Origin of the sequence: Paraburkholderia sp. (genome assembly GCF_050742655.1) — a bacterium.
Lineage (GTDB): Bacteria > Pseudomonadota > Gammaproteobacteria > Burkholderiales > Burkholderiaceae > Paraburkholderia.
The window spans coordinates 64555-77759 of record NZ_JBOIGG010000018.1 but is presented as its reverse complement, the minus strand read 5'-3'; the positions used below and the strand labels follow the sequence as shown (position 1 = coordinate 77759).

Below are 13205 nucleotides of genomic sequence, written 5' to 3'. Positions count from 1 at the left end.
CCCACATCGGCCGCCTGACACTGAATCGGCCAGTGACAAGCCAAGGCCCTGCCACCTTCGCGAAGGCCGGGCCAGTGTACAACATATGAAACTGGCTTTCACCTATGGCAACTCCGATCATTCCGTGGCTCGGCGGTAAGCGCCGTCTGGCCGATCAGCTCATTCCGCTGTTTCCGCAACACGAATGCTATGTCGAGCCGTTCTGCGGCGGTGCCGCGCTTTACTTCCTGCGTCCGATGCCGGCGCCCGTCGAAGTAATCAACGACATCAACGGCGAACTGGTCAACCTGTATCGCGTCGTGCAAAACCACCTCGAAGAATTCGTGCGTCAATTCAAGTACGCGATTTCGAGCCGGCAGGTGTTCAAGTGGCACCAGCAGACGCTCCCGGAAACGCTCACCGATATCCAGCGTGCGGCCCGGTTCTACTACCTGCAGCAACACGCGTTCGGAGGCAAGGTCGACGGGCAGACGTTTGGCACAGCAACCACCGCGCCTTCGGTGAACCTGCTACGCATCGAGGAGAGCCTGTCGGCCGCGCATCTCCGGCTCGCAGGCGTCCATATCGAAAACATGCCGTGGGACAAGTGCATCGAGCGCTACGACCGGCCGCACACGTTCTTTTACTGTGATCCCCCGTACTGGCAGACGGAGGGTTACGGCGTGGACTTTCCGTTCGGGAATTACGAGCAGATGGCCGCATTGATGCGTTCGTGCAAAGGCAAAGTGATGGTGAGCATCAACGACCACGCCGATATCCGCAGGGCGTTCGACGGGCTCTCCATGCTCGGTTTGTCCATCAAGTACAGCGTGAACAACACCCAGGGCGCCCCATCGACAAGCCAGGAACTGGTGATCACCAACTGGGAACCGGGGACGCAGGCGGGTGGGCTGTTCTAGCGGCGGGTGAGTGAAAACCGGCACACACTTCTACGTGATGTAATTGCGTTCTTTGGGATGCAAGCGCTTGTGCGCAGAAATATCTCAGCCTGAATCCGGGAAATATCTCAGCGCGCTTCAGCGAAGCCGATCAGCAGGCTGAGCAGGAACAGGACCGTGCCTGAGATCAGGAACTGTTGTGGAATCGGGTTCATCGATTCGCTCCGTAAGTGTGGGTTAGGCGGCACCGGCGATATCGTTGCTGTTCATCGCTGGTTCAGCGTCGTCCGGGTGGCACACGTCTCGTCGCTGAATCGAGGATTGTGGCAATCCAGGCACCGGGCATCGCACCGATTAGAGTTGGGAAGTCTTGCGATGGGTGACCGACAGAGACCATTTGACCTTCTTCGATCTCTGAAACATCAAATTTCATTGCAGCAAGACTGGGCGGTCGGAGCGGCTAAAGACATTTCGCGCAGGAACAAGCATTTCACGCTTATGTCATGGCGATGATCACTCCGACGACGTCACCTATCCATGCCAATATCAATCAATCTGCCGGAGTGAATTTGCCATCCGCGCTGTCTAAAAACCGCGGTTCCACGCTAGCCATCGTCAGCTATCGCATGCCAGCGCAGCGCGCAGCATCTTCAACCGCACCCCTATGGTTTCAAATACCCGTCGTCACCACCAGCGACAGAGAGGCCCGGTGCGGCAAGACTGTACTGGCAGTCATTAAGGTACAGCCCGTTCATCGTCGACGACTACCGCGGCGACATCAACGTGATCTGGGCCGGACGCAACGACGTCAACGAGGACGGGACTGCCCACACGGTTGAAAACATCGCGAACATGGCCGCGCGCGTGGATCGCGGCCGCTTCATCGTTCTATCGATCGTGAACGGCGCGGACGAAGGCCGCGGTACCCAGCGATACCGCACGATCGCGGCGCTCAACCAGCAACTCGCCGCGCGTTTTCCCGGTCGCTTCATCGATATACGTGCTGCGCTGATCGCTCGTGCGAACACGTCCGCCGCCGATCAGGCCGATCGCGCAGCGGACATCGTGCCCGGTTCGCTGAGAGTTGATCGGCTCCATCTGACAGCGGATGGGTACCGCATCGTCGCGCAGCGTGTGTTCGAGTTCATCGAAGCTCACGACTGGTAGCGCCGCCGACGATCGACGATTAAACCGACGTCACCCACTCCGCCTCATCGCCAACCACAATCGCCCCCGCATCGAACCGATACGCCATCAGCGCAGCAAACCCGCGCCGCCCATCGATCGAAGCCGGCGCACTCGTGAAGCCATGCTTCGCGATCAGCGCGGCCTCGATCGCATCGGCGGCGGCCTTGCCGATCTCGACCGCTTCCATCGCTTCGCCCGCATTGCGCGCGAGACCCGCGGCCTGGGTCGCGGCGACACCGAGCGCATGCCGCGTGCGGTCTTCATCGAGCCCGAGCAGCCGTGCGACCGCCAGCGACGCGCCCAGCACGCCCAGCGACGACGCGACATTCCAGCGCGCGCGATATTCGCTGCTGTCGACGGCGCGCTGCACCCGCGCCGCCGCTTCGATACCGATCGCGGCCGCGGCGGCAATCTGCTTTTCGGTCGCGGCGAGCCGGTCGCCCATCGTCACGGCCGCGGCAACCACGGCCGCTGCCGGCGAGGACGGCGCGTCGCCGGCCAGCAAGGCGCCGAGGGTCCACGCCTGCACGCGCGCATCGTGCGGCGAGCCTTGCGAGCGCAGCAGCCGTGCGACGTCCTCGTGCGCGTCGTCTGCGCCCAAGGTGCGCGCACGCGCGACCGCACGCCGCGCAGCCTCGAGCGCCGCGTCGGCCTGCCCGGGCACCCGGCCCAGAGCGAATTTCACCAGCGCGTCGGAAACGGCGGAATGGGCAACGGTGTCATGCATGATTCAATTCCTTCGAAGGGAAACAAAGTTCGAACAGCGCGCAAGGATCGGCTGCCGATTCCAGCTCCAGCACGGCTGCTGCAATCCGGTCGGTCGTGCCGTCGCCGAGTTGCGGGTCGATCAGCAAACGCACCTTGTCCATCAGTTCGGTTTCGGTCAGCGGTCGCGCGAGGCTGCCGCGGGCATGCTCGACGTGATGCGTGACGGTGCTGCCGTCCGAGAGCCGCGCTTCGATGAAGACCTCATCGCGATTCACCGACGCGTCCGGCACCAGCCTCGTCTTCGCGCGAACCGCCGACACGTCCGCCTGCACGACGCGTGCATCCTCGTATTGCGCGAGGCCCACGCGCTTGTCGCACAACGCGGCAGCGACACCGTGAATCGCGCTGAAGCGGGCCTGCAATCCGTCCTTCGGCTGCGGATTGCCCATCAGTTCCGGCACCAACGGATGGCAACGCAGCGTGATCGATTCGATCGACGTGGCGTCGTCGATCTTCGTCGACAGCGCGAGCCCCGCGTCGATCGCCGGGTGCGCGACGATCCCGCACGGGTACGGCTTGTAGGTGTTCGCCAGCAGTTCCCAGCGCTCGCCCAGCGCGCCGTTCATCAGGTCGAAATCGACCTTCGTCGACAGCGAGTGCGAATAGCCGCCCGACGCTTCGAACACGTCGTCGACCGCCCGCTGTCCCTGCTGCGCGAGCCGCGCCGCCGCGATGCCGTTGGCCGCCGCCTTGCCCGGGTGATACGGCTTGGTCATCGTGCCGAACGCCTCGCGTTGCCCGACGAACATCGACGCGGCAATCGACACGGCCTGCGCGAGCGTCGCCTCGTCGAGACCCAGCAGCAGCGAAGCCGCGACCGCGCAGCCGATCACGCCGCAGGTGCCCGTGATGTGCCAGCCGCGATCGTAGTGTTCCGGCGAGATCGACACGCCGACCCGCAGTTGCGCTTCGCAGCCGAGTGCGAACGCGGTCAGCGTCTGCGCACCGGTCGGTTGCGTCGACGGTGCGAGCGCGCTCAACACGGCAAGCACCGACGCGGCCGGATGGATGACGGTCGCGAGATGCGTGTCGTCGAAATCGTCGAGGTGGCCGGCAAAGCCGGTCGCGAGTGCCGCGAAATGCACGTCGACGAGTTCGGTGCGACCCAGCACCGGCACGGCCGGCTCGGCGCCCAGTTCGCGCGCGGCGGCGAGGATCGCGTCGACCCCCGGATGTTTCGATGCGCCGATCGATGTGCCGATCACGTTGATCAGGGAGCGGCGCGCCTCGGCCGCCACCTCGGCGGACAGGGGTCGCTGCGCCAGCGTATGGAGGCCGTGCGCGAACGCGGCGGCAATGGAACTCATTGGGACAACTCCTCGAGACGAATGCCGTTGGTACGGGGACCGAGAGCCCCGACCATCACGACGATGACGAACATGGCCGATGAAATCAGCACGAACACAGCCGGGACGCCGAAATGCTTGAGCAGGGCGGCGACCCAGAAACCGACGAAGATGGAACTGACGCGGCTCCAGCTGAACACGAAGCCAACCGCGCGGGCGCGAATCCGCGTCGGATAGAGTTCCGCCTGATACGTGTGGAAAATGCCGATCAGCCAGTTGTTCGCGATCGTCACGGCGCTGCCGAACAGCAGGATCAGCACCGGTTCGCGGACCATGCCGAACAGCGTGCCCGCGACGGCCACGACAATCGCGCAGCCGACCAGTTGCCACTTGCGCTGGAAGCGCTCCGCGCACTGCATCGCGCCGACTGCACCAAGCGGCGTCGTGAACGCGATCACCATCGTGTAGAGCAGCGAATGCGTGAGCGTGATCCCCTTCGTATAGAGCAGCACCGGCACCCACGCACCGAAGCCGTACACGCCGAAGGTCTGGCAGAAATTGAAGCACGACAGCATCACGGTGCGCTTCAGGTAAGGCCCCTTCCACATCTCGCCGAACGAGACGTTGCCGGAAGCCTGCGGCGCGGCTGCGTGCGCGACCGGTTGCTCGAGCGGCTTGCCGGTTTCCGTGATCACGCGATGCTCGATCGCATCGACGATCGCACGCGCCTCGTCATGCCGGCCTTTGCTTTCGAGCCAGCGCGGCGACTCCGGCAGTCCACGGCGCATGAACCAGATCAGGATCGCGCCCGCCGAGCCGATGATCATCACCCAACGCCAGCCTTCGAGACCGAACACCACATGCGGCACGAGCAGGTACGACAGCACGGCGACGACGGGCACGGACGTCAGGATCACCAGAATGCTGAACGCCATGTAGCGGCCGCGCGTGTGGTGCGGCGTCAGTTCGGAGATGTAGGTGTCGACGGTAATCAGCTGCACGCCGATGCCCAGACCCGCGACGAAGCGCCAGCAGTCCATCGCAAGCGGGCCGTGCTGGAACGCTGCGGCGAACGTCGCGACCGAATAGACGAGCATCGCGAAGGTGAACACCGCGCGCCGGCCGAGACGGTCGGTGATGCCGCCGAGCGCGACGGTGCCGACGAACATCCCCGCGAAGAACGAGCCGAGGAAGCTCGCGAAGCCGTTCACGTCGAACAGCCCTTCCGTCGTCGCGCGATACAGGCCGCTGTGGATCAGGCCGAGCGCGATGTAGGCCGCCATGAACATTTCATAGAACTCGAACCAGCCGCCGATCGCGATACGCGCGACGAGGCCACGGAAATAACGGGTCGGGGGTAATCGGTCCAGCCGCGCCGACACGCTCGCGCCGGTGCGGGCGGGGTCGGCAATTTCCTTCTCGATAAACATGGCGTCTCCTGAGTGGCAATGAGGTGTTCTTTGACTTAGTGTCGACACTTTTGAAGAGTCTATCCGATATTTTCGAGTTTAAACAAGATTAATCTCTTAAACTGTCGACAGTTTGACTCGAAGCACGGGGCGGCTATATGGCGCCTGCTAGAATCCGCGACCGGAACCGGGCAGTACATGCCCGCCGCAAGGGATAGAAATGGACGGATATGAGGAAGGAGCGGATGGCGATGCAAACGACGCGTCGCCGGTCGCCGAAATCGTGGACTGGGTCGCGCGCGGCATCATTGAAGGGCGGCTCGCGCCGGGCGACGACCTGAATTCGGTCGATCTCGCGAAGCGCTTTAAGGTCAGCCGCACGCCGGTGCGCGAAGCGCTGTTCGTGCTGAGCCGCGAAGGCTTGGTCGACTGGTCGCCGAGGCGCCGGCCGCGCGTGTCGGCGGTGAGTCTGAAGTCCGTCCGCGAGCTATATCACCTGCGCGCGGTGCTGTATGCGCAGGTGTCGCTCGCGATCGCCGAATGCGCCACCGACGCCGATATCGCCGCGCTGTGGCAGGCGCACCAGCGTCTCGCCGACGCGGCGGCAAAGCACGATGTCGACGGTTATTTCTGGGCCAACGTCGCGTTCCGTGACGAGGAGCTGCGCGTCTGCGGCAACGCGATCTTCAAGGAAGTACTCGACTCGATGCGGATGCGGACCAATCGCCTGCGGCATTTGAGCACATCGCTGCCGGGACGGATCGAGCGCTCGTGCGCCGATCATCAACGGCTTTGCAAGGCGTACGAGGAACGCGACGGCACACTGGCCGCGGCGCTCAACCGTTCGATCGTGCTGAGCGCGCTGAAGGCAATCGAAGCCGCATGGCAAGGGCCGGTCTAACGAGCCAGTCTTGCGAGACGGACTGCGCTTCGCACGACGGGCTTCCCTGCTAACATCCGGCGGATCCGCATCCGCATTACCCGCACCGTCACCTTTCGATTCGTCATGTTCCTGCTTCGCCTGCTCGATCCGTGGGAGCCCTCGCCTGGGCTCGTCATCGTCTTCATCGTCACAGCCGTGCTGTACGCACGCGGCGCACGTCGCGCGCACGTCGGTCCCGTGCGGCAGGCCGCGTTCTGGACGGGCCTCGTGCTGTTCTACATCGCGCTGCACACGCGGCTCGACTACTACGCGGAACACCAGTTCTTCATGCACCGGTTGCAGCATCTCGTGCTGCATCACCTCGCCCCGCTCGTGATGATGTCCGCCTATCCCGGCAGCGCGCTGCGCGCCGGATTGCCGCTGCGCTGGCGCCAGACGCTGCGCCACGCGCAGCGCAGCGGACCCGCGCGCGCGATCGCCGCGGTCGTGCTGAACCCGACGTTCATCTCGGCGGCGTTCGTCGTGTCAGTGGTGTTCTGGCTGATTCCGCCGGTGCAGTTCGTCGCGATGCTCGACTGGCGCATCTATACGTTCATGAACTGGTCGGTCGCGGTAAGCGGCCTGCTGTACTGGTGGATGCTGCTCGACCACCGGCCGAGTCCGCCGAGCCGCACGCGGCCCGGTCTGCGCGTGCTGTCGCCGGTGATCACGATGACGCCGCAGATTCTCGTCGGCGCGATCATCACGTTCTCGTCGCAGGATCTCTATCCGATCTTCACGCTGTGCGGCCGCGCGTTCACGTCGCTGCCGCCCGCGCTCGACCAGAGTCTCGGCGGGTTGATCATGTGGGTGCCGGCCGGCGTCATCGAGGCGATCGGCGCGATGATCGCGCTGCGTCACATGATGCGTCTGTCCACACTGCCACCGCGCGTGCCGCCGAAACCGCGGCGTGTGCAGAAGCGCCCGCGGCCCGCCGCGTTGCAGAAGTAGCGGCTCTCTTACGGCACGCTGTCACCCGCGTGCGCTTCCATACGCGTGCCACGCGGATATGCGACTATCGCGGACAGTTTTGATCGCCTGGCCGGCGTAATGCATGCATGCCTTGTATGCCGGCCGCTTCCGCAAGCCCCCTACTCGACGAGGATCACGATGAACTCACGCTGGATCGACATCAACAGCGACGACGGCAAGACCTTCTCCGGCTACCTGTCGCTACCGCCCGCAGGCACCGGCCCCGGCATCGTGCTGGTTCAGGAAATCTGGGGCGTCAACGAACACATCCGCGCGGTCGCCGACCAGTACGCGCTCGCCGGTTATGTCGTGCTCGCCCCGGACGTGTTCTGGCGCCTCGAGCCGCGCGTCGACCTGACGTACAGCGAAACCGATTCGGGCAAGGCGTTCGGCCTCTATCAGAAGCTGGATTTCGTGAAAGCCGCCGACGACGTCGCGAGCGCGATCAAGACGCTGCGCACGCAGCCCGAAGTGACGGGCAAGACGGGTGTGGTCGGCTTCTGCCTCGGCGGCCAGCTCGCGTATCGTGCCGCTGCACTGACGAAAGCGGATGCGGCCGTCGCGTATTACGGTGGCGGCATCGATCAGTATCTCGACGTCGCGAAGGACGTGACGATGCCGATCGTGTTCCACTACGCGCTGCAGGACCAGCACATTCCGCAGACCGCCGTCGCGGCCGTCAAGGAAGCGTTCGCGGGCAAGTCCAACGCGACCTTCTTCGATTACCCGAACACCGATCACGGCTTCAATTGCTGGGGCCGTCCGAAGATGTACAACCAGCATGCGGCTGCGCTCGCGCATGGCCGCTCGCTCGAGTTTCTGTCGCAGCATCTGTAATCCCCGCGCGCGAATGGGTGGGGTTTATCTGTTCATTCGCGCAACGGCTTCGCGGCTCACGCCAGCGCATTCAGCGCGCGTGCAAACCGCTTGTCCGCAAGATACGCCACGTTAAAGCGGCACCACGGAGACGGCTGCTCCGACTTGGGCGAGAACACCGCGCCGGGCGCCAGAATCACGCCGTGCTCCATCAATGCCTTCGCGAGCTTCGTCGAATCGCTCCATCCGGGCAGCGCGGCCCACAGATAAAGACTCTGTTCGCTTTCCTTGTAGACCGTCGCGCCCAGCTTCATCAGCGAATTCAGCGCGACGCCGGTCGCACGCCGAAGCTTTTCCTGCAGATGATTCGTGTGGCGCAGAAAATGTCCATCGCTGACGATCGCATCGAGCGTGCGTTCGCAGTATTCGGAACTGCTCACATGCGTGAGCATCTTGACGTCGGCCAGATCACTCGCGAGCGCCGCCTCGCAGGCGAGAAATCCCACACGCAATGCAGCGGACACCGACTTCGAAAAACTGCCGATATAGATCGTGCGACGCAGCTGATCGAGTGTGGCGATGCGCGTGAGCGAGCGTGGCCGCAGATCGGCGAGCGCATCGTCCTCGACAATCATCAGATCGTATGCCTCGGCCAGTTGCAGGATGCGGTGCGCTTTTGCGGCGCTGGTGTCGGTTGCCGTCGGGTTGTGGCCGACCGACTGCGTGAAGAACAGCCTCGGCCGATGCGCGACGATGTGCTCCTCGAGACGCGCGATGTCCGGACCATCCACCTCGCGCGGCACACCGACGATGTTCGCGCCGCTCAACCGCAGTTTGCCGAATAGCGGGTAATAACCCGGATCGTCGACGAGCACGGTATCGCCGGCACGCACGAAGTAGCGCAGGACCATGTCCATTGCCTGATTCGCGCCGTTCGTCAGCACGATCTGCGACGTGGGTGCGTCGATCTCGTAGCCCGCGAGTTTCTGTTGCAGCGACTGCCGCAGCGGCAGATAGCCGAAGCGGCTGCCATACCGGAACAGCGATGCGACGCCCGTGCGCACGACGCGCTGGTGGTACTGGTCGAGGCGCGTTTCTTCCAGCCATTCGACTGGCGGAAAGCCTTCGCCCAGGTTGAGCACGTCGGGCTTGACCTGCAACTGCTCGCGCATCAGCCAGACGATGTCCATCGCGCGATCGAGCGACGTCGATTCGTCGACTTCGCTTGCCGCCGGCACGCGCCGCACGACGAAGAAACCCGAGCCGCGCCGCGGTTCGATCAGACCATTCGCGGTCAGCATTTCGAACGCGCTGATGACGGTGTTTTTCGAACAGCCCGACGCATCAGCATATTCCCTGATCGACGGCAATTTCGAACCCGCAGGCAGCACGCCTTCTTCGATCTGTCTGGCGAGATTGTCCGCCATCGAGCCGGACCGACTGGCTTTGGCATGCAGATTCATCGTTTCTGCTCCGCAAGGTGAAGGAATTGTCCGGGGTACAGCACTCGTGCTGTCAGGCTCAACTGTGCCTTTTCAATGGGTACAGCATGCCTATTATTCGTGCATCCATAGACAGCCGCAAGCGGCCACGCAATGCAAGGACGAACGATGCCCATCCATTCCGCGCTCCCGAACTTCCGCTCGCTTTCGCCTGAACAACGGCTCGCTCATCTGGGCAAGGCGGTCGGTCTGGACGACAGCCAGGTCGCGCAGCTCGCGAAGCCCGGCGCGCTGTCGCTCGAAACGGCCAACGGCATGATCGAAAACGTCATCGGCACGTTCGAATTGCCGCTGGCCGTTGCCGGCTACTTCCAGATCAACGGCCGCGACGTGATCGTGCCGATGGCCGTGGAGGAACCGTCGATCGTCGCGGCCGCTTCGTTCATGGCGAAGCTCGCACGCGAAGCCGGTGGCTTTCGCACATCGAGCACCGGACCGCTGATGCGCGCGCAGGTGCAGGTCGTCAACGTGAGCGATCCGTACGGCGCACGGCTTTCGATCCTCAAGCACAAGGACGAACTCATCGAACTCGCGAACAGCCGCGACAAGGTTCTGATCGGCCTCGGCGGCGGCTGCCGCGATATCGAGGTGCACGTCTTTCCGGACACGGCGCGCGGGGCGATGGTCGTCGCGCATCTGATCGTCGACGTGCGCGATGCGATGGGTGCGAACACCGTCAACACGATGGCGGAGACCGTGGCTCCGCGCATCGAGGACATCACCGGCGGCAAGGTGCGTTTGCGCATCCTGTCCAATCTCGCCGATCTGCGGCTCGCGCGCGCGCAGGTCCGCTATGCGCCCGAAACGCTCAAGACGAGCCAATATTCGGGTGACGAAGTGATCGACGGTGTGATCGACGCCTATCAGTTCGCCGTCACCGATCCGTATCGTGCGGCCACGCACAACAAGGGCATCATGAACGGCATCGATCCTGTGTTCGTCGCGACCGGCAACGACTGGCGCGCGGTCGAGGCCGGTGCGCACGCGTACGCGAGCCGCAGCGGCCGATACACTTCGCTGACGACATGGGAGCGAGCCAACAACGGCGATCTCGTCGGCACGATCGAACTGCCGATGCCGGTCGGTCTGGTCGGCGGCGCGACGAAGACGCATCCGCTGGCGCGTCTCGCACTGAAAATCCTGGACGTGACGTCGGCACAGGAACTCGGAGAAATCGCCGCGGCGGTCGGCCTCGCGCAAAACATGGGCGCACTGCGCGCGCTCGCGACCGAAGGCATCCAGCGCGGCCACATGGCGCTGCACGCGCGCAACATCGCGCTCGTCGCGGGCGCAACGGGCGCGGACGTCGACTGGGTCGTGAAGAAAATGATCGCAGCGAAAGACGTGCGCACCGACTTCGCGATGACGCTGCTCGCCGGTCCACGCGATACAGTCCGCTGAAAAATTCCACGCAGGCGCCCGTGCAAAGGCGCCCTATAAAAACTCCAGTACTGGAGGAGACACATGAAGCATGACTTCATCGAGGCCACGCCTAAGGCCTCACAAACCACAACCGCCGGCGAAGCAACGAACCCGACGACGCTCGTCGAGGTATGGGGCGACACGGTGGATCTGCATCATCTTGCGTGGTCGGTCGCGCTGGGCGTCGCGATCAGCCTCGGTGCGTTCGAGGCCGGTCAGCGCGCGCTCGCGGTCATCGTGCACGACGCTGCGATCGTGCGCGCCTACGCGATGCTGGTCGGACTGGCCGGCTGCCTGCTCGCCGGCGCGATCTGCGCGCGCCTCTTCAAGCCGAAGCGAACTGTCGTCGAGCATACGGCCGACGAAGCCGAGCGCATGAACGTCCTCGCGCAACTCGCGGCCGAAGCGGGCGGCATCGGCCGTCTCGCGGACGCGCCCGCTAGCGCCAGAGCGGAGATGGAAGAACTGGGCCTGCTCGAGTTGTTCGCCGCGTTCGAGGCGTCCGGCACGGACGGTGTACCTCGCGACGAGACGCACGCCGCTGCGCCGCATCTGCCAACGGGAGCGCGCTGATGGACGCCCTGCTCCATACGTTCTTCCCCGCGTTCGCGATGGGTCTGCTCGGCGCCGTCGTATTCGCCGGCGTGGGCCTCGTCTCCGGCACCGACGAGACGACGACGATCGCTCCGCTCACGCTGCTGGTCGCACTGCTCGGCGTGCCGCCCGCCGGGGTCTTTACGTTCTTCCTCGCTGGTGCGGTCGCGAAGCACATGACGCATGCGATCCCGACGGCGTTGCTCGGCATTCCCGGCGACACCCTGGCCGCACCGCTATTGCCGCAGGCGACGATGCTGCGCGCACTCGGCGTCCCGCACATCGCGCTGCGCAAGATGATCTCAGGCGCGATCGTCGCGGCGTTCGTCTCGTTGCCGCTCGCGGTGCTGTTCGCGATTCTGCTCGCCCCGTTCGGCGGCGCAATCGCGAAGGCCGCGCCGTGGGTCTTCCTGTTCGCCGCGCTGGGCATTGCGTACCTTTCCGCAGGGCGCTGGGCCAGCGTGCTGCTGCTGATCCCGTTTGTTTTCCTGATCGTGGGTCTGCAGGCGCTCACCGGCAAATACGGCGTGAAGCTCAGCGTGAGCTATTTTCTCGGCATCGCGATCGGGCCGCTCGTCGCGGATCTCTTCGCGATTCTCTCGCCGGTCGAGCGTGCGCGCATGCGCCGCAGCGGACCGGCAACGTTCTCGCTCGCCCCCGACGTCAAGGGCTGGCGGGGCTACTTCCCCAATCCGTTCAAGGTGCTGGACCGTCAGCAGGCGACGTGGACCGTTGCGACAGCGGCCATCTCGAGTGCGACCTTCGTGTTCAGTCCGGTCGCGATGACAGTCGTGATGGGCGAACTGGTCGGCGCGCGCATCCGCCACGCGTATCACAGACTCACCACAGTGATCGCCGCGCGCAACGGCGTCACCGAAGCGACCTACATCGCCGAAGCGCTGATTCCGCTGATTGCCTTCGGCCTGCCGTTGAGCCCCGTCGCGGCCGGTCCCGCGGCGCCGTTGTTCAACGCGCCGCCGCGCTTCACCGTCGACACCGCGACCGGTCACATCGACAACCTGCATACGTTGATGTCGAGCGGACAGTTCCTCGGCTACGGACTGCTCGCGATCGTGCTCGCCGCGCTCGTCGCGTATCCGCTCGCGATGAACTACGCGCATCGCGCGGCCTCGTTCGTCGCGCGCCGATTGAGCCACGAAGCGATCATCGCGACCTTCGCGGGTCTCATCGTCGTGATCAGCGTCTGGGAAGGTCAAGGGCTCGGGCTGGCCGTGATCCTCACGGTGGGACTGTTTGGCGGCCTGCTCGGACGCGTGTTCGCGTTCAACACCGGCGTGCAGTTCATGGGCTATTACGTCGCGGTGCTGAGCGTGCCGGCGTTCGCGAAAGTGTTTTAGGCGGCGCGTGGGCAGTCGGGCCACGTCATGCGCCCAGATCGCGCACGCGTTATCCTTGCGGTCCCGACCGGCATCGCGCCGGCACCTCGA

At 64.4% G+C, this 13205-nt stretch carries 12 protein-coding genes; 8 read left to right on the top strand and 4 right to left on the bottom strand.

What is annotated here, in order from left to right:
• Window positions 1-104 precede the first annotated feature (104 nt).
• Both ACREXZ_RS23570 and ACREXZ_RS23565 read left to right on the top strand, forming a co-directional pair.
• Complete coding sequence (locus ACREXZ_RS23570; RefSeq protein WP_431766525.1) at window positions 105-899, top strand: DNA adenine methylase; 795 nt, start codon at window positions 105-107, stop codon at window positions 897-899.
• Window positions 900-1661: 762 nt separating this feature from the next.
• A complete protein-coding gene (locus tag ACREXZ_RS23565) occupies window positions 1662-2045 on the top strand; it encodes a hypothetical protein (RefSeq protein WP_431766524.1) in 384 nt (127 codons plus the stop codon).
• 19 nt (window positions 2046-2064) lie between these two features.
• On the opposite strand, the gene ACREXZ_RS23560 is transcribed toward ACREXZ_RS23565, so the two are convergent.
• The 3 genes from ACREXZ_RS23560 to ACREXZ_RS23550 are packed head-to-tail and all read right to left on the bottom strand — an operon-like array spanning window position 2065 to window position 5550.
• Window positions 2065-2793, bottom strand: a complete 729-nt coding sequence (locus tag ACREXZ_RS23560) for an MmgE/PrpD family protein (protein ID WP_431766523.1) — start codon at window positions 2791-2793, stop codon at window positions 2065-2067.
• Window positions 2786-4141 (bottom strand): MmgE/PrpD family protein, encoded by a 1356-nt coding sequence (locus tag ACREXZ_RS23555; protein ID WP_431766522.1) that lies wholly within the window; start codon window positions 4139-4141, stop codon window positions 2786-2788. The genes ACREXZ_RS23560 and ACREXZ_RS23555 overlap by 8 nt, the downstream gene beginning before the upstream one ends.
• Complete coding sequence (locus tag ACREXZ_RS23550; RefSeq protein ID WP_431766521.1) at window positions 4138-5550, bottom strand: MFS transporter; 1413 nt, start codon at window positions 5548-5550, stop codon at window positions 4138-4140. The genes ACREXZ_RS23555 and ACREXZ_RS23550 overlap by 4 nt, the downstream gene beginning before the upstream one ends.
• Window positions 5551-5749: 199 nt before the next feature.
• On the opposite strand from ACREXZ_RS23550, the gene ACREXZ_RS23545 reads away from it, so the two are divergent.
• The 3 genes from ACREXZ_RS23545 to ACREXZ_RS23535 all read left to right on the top strand — a co-directional run bounded on the left by ACREXZ_RS23545 (window position 5750) and on the right by ACREXZ_RS23535 (window position 8260).
• The gene (locus ACREXZ_RS23545) at window positions 5750-6430 is read left to right on the top strand and encodes a GntR family transcriptional regulator (RefSeq protein WP_431766520.1); all 681 of its coding nucleotides are present in this window, start codon (window positions 5750-5752) and stop codon (window positions 6428-6430) included.
• Between the two features lie 105 nt (window positions 6431-6535).
• On the top strand, window positions 6536-7402 hold the full coding sequence (locus ACREXZ_RS23540) for a cytochrome c oxidase assembly protein (RefSeq protein WP_431766519.1): 867 nt from the start codon (window positions 6536-6538) through the stop codon (window positions 7400-7402).
• Window positions 7403-7561: 159 nt separating this feature from the next.
• Complete coding sequence (locus ACREXZ_RS23535; protein WP_431766518.1) at window positions 7562-8260, top strand: dienelactone hydrolase family protein; 699 nt, start codon at window positions 7562-7564, stop codon at window positions 8258-8260.
• 56 nt (window positions 8261-8316) lie between these two features.
• Here the strand turns inward: ACREXZ_RS23535 and ACREXZ_RS23530 are convergent, their stop codons facing one another.
• Window positions 8317-9702, bottom strand: coding sequence for a PLP-dependent aminotransferase family protein (locus ACREXZ_RS23530; RefSeq protein WP_431766517.1), 1386 nt, complete (start codon window positions 9700-9702; stop codon window positions 8317-8319).
• Between the two features lie 147 nt (window positions 9703-9849).
• Between ACREXZ_RS23530 and ACREXZ_RS23525 the strand changes: the two genes are divergently transcribed.
• The 3 genes from ACREXZ_RS23525 (at window position 9850) to ACREXZ_RS23515 (ending at window position 13115) form a co-directional block, all read left to right on the top strand.
• Window positions 9850-11142: a hydroxymethylglutaryl-CoA reductase, degradative gene (locus ACREXZ_RS23525; protein ID WP_431766516.1), complete on the top strand. Its 1293-nt coding sequence runs from the start codon at window positions 9850-9852 to the stop codon at window positions 11140-11142.
• A 63-nt stretch (window positions 11143-11205) separates the two neighbouring features.
• Window positions 11206-11736 (top strand): hypothetical protein, encoded by a 531-nt coding sequence (locus ACREXZ_RS23520; protein ID WP_431766515.1) that lies wholly within the window; start codon window positions 11206-11208, stop codon window positions 11734-11736.
• A complete protein-coding gene (locus ACREXZ_RS23515; RefSeq protein WP_431766514.1) occupies window positions 11736-13115 on the top strand; it encodes a tripartite tricarboxylate transporter permease in 1380 nt (459 codons plus the stop codon). The genes ACREXZ_RS23520 and ACREXZ_RS23515 overlap by 1 nt, the downstream gene beginning before the upstream one ends.
• The last annotated feature ends 90 nt before the right edge of the window (window positions 13116-13205 follow it).

Bases quoted from the DNA above. Each gene is read 5' to 3' on its own strand.
- ACREXZ_RS23570 (WP_431766525.1), top strand. From the start codon at position 105: ATGGCAACTCCGATCATTCCGTGGCTCGGCGGTAAGCGCCGTCTGGCC.
- ACREXZ_RS23560 (WP_431766523.1), bottom strand. From the start codon at position 2,793: ATGCATGACACCGTTGCCCATTCCGCCGTTTCCGACGCGCTGGTGAAA.
- ACREXZ_RS23555 (WP_431766522.1), bottom strand. From the start codon at position 4,141: ATGAGTTCCATTGCCGCCGCGTTCGCGCACGGCCTCCATACGCTGGCG.
- ACREXZ_RS23550 (WP_431766521.1), bottom strand. From the start codon at position 5,550: ATGTTTATCGAGAAGGAAATTGCCGACCCCGCCCGCACCGGCGCGAGC.
- ACREXZ_RS23545 (WP_431766520.1), top strand. From the start codon at position 5,750: ATGGACGGATATGAGGAAGGAGCGGATGGCGATGCAAACGACGCGTCG.
- ACREXZ_RS23540 (WP_431766519.1), top strand. From the start codon at position 6,536: ATGTTCCTGCTTCGCCTGCTCGATCCGTGGGAGCCCTCGCCTGGGCTC.
- ACREXZ_RS23535 (WP_431766518.1), top strand. From the start codon at position 7,562: ATGAACTCACGCTGGATCGACATCAACAGCGACGACGGCAAGACCTTC.
- ACREXZ_RS23530 (WP_431766517.1), bottom strand. From the start codon at position 9,702: ATGAATCTGCATGCCAAAGCCAGTCGGTCCGGCTCGATGGCGGACAAT.
- ACREXZ_RS23525 (WP_431766516.1), top strand. From the start codon at position 9,850: ATGCCCATCCATTCCGCGCTCCCGAACTTCCGCTCGCTTTCGCCTGAA.
- ACREXZ_RS23520 (WP_431766515.1), top strand. From the start codon at position 11,206: ATGAAGCATGACTTCATCGAGGCCACGCCTAAGGCCTCACAAACCACA.
- ACREXZ_RS23515 (WP_431766514.1), top strand. From the start codon at position 11,736: ATGGACGCCCTGCTCCATACGTTCTTCCCCGCGTTCGCGATGGGTCTG.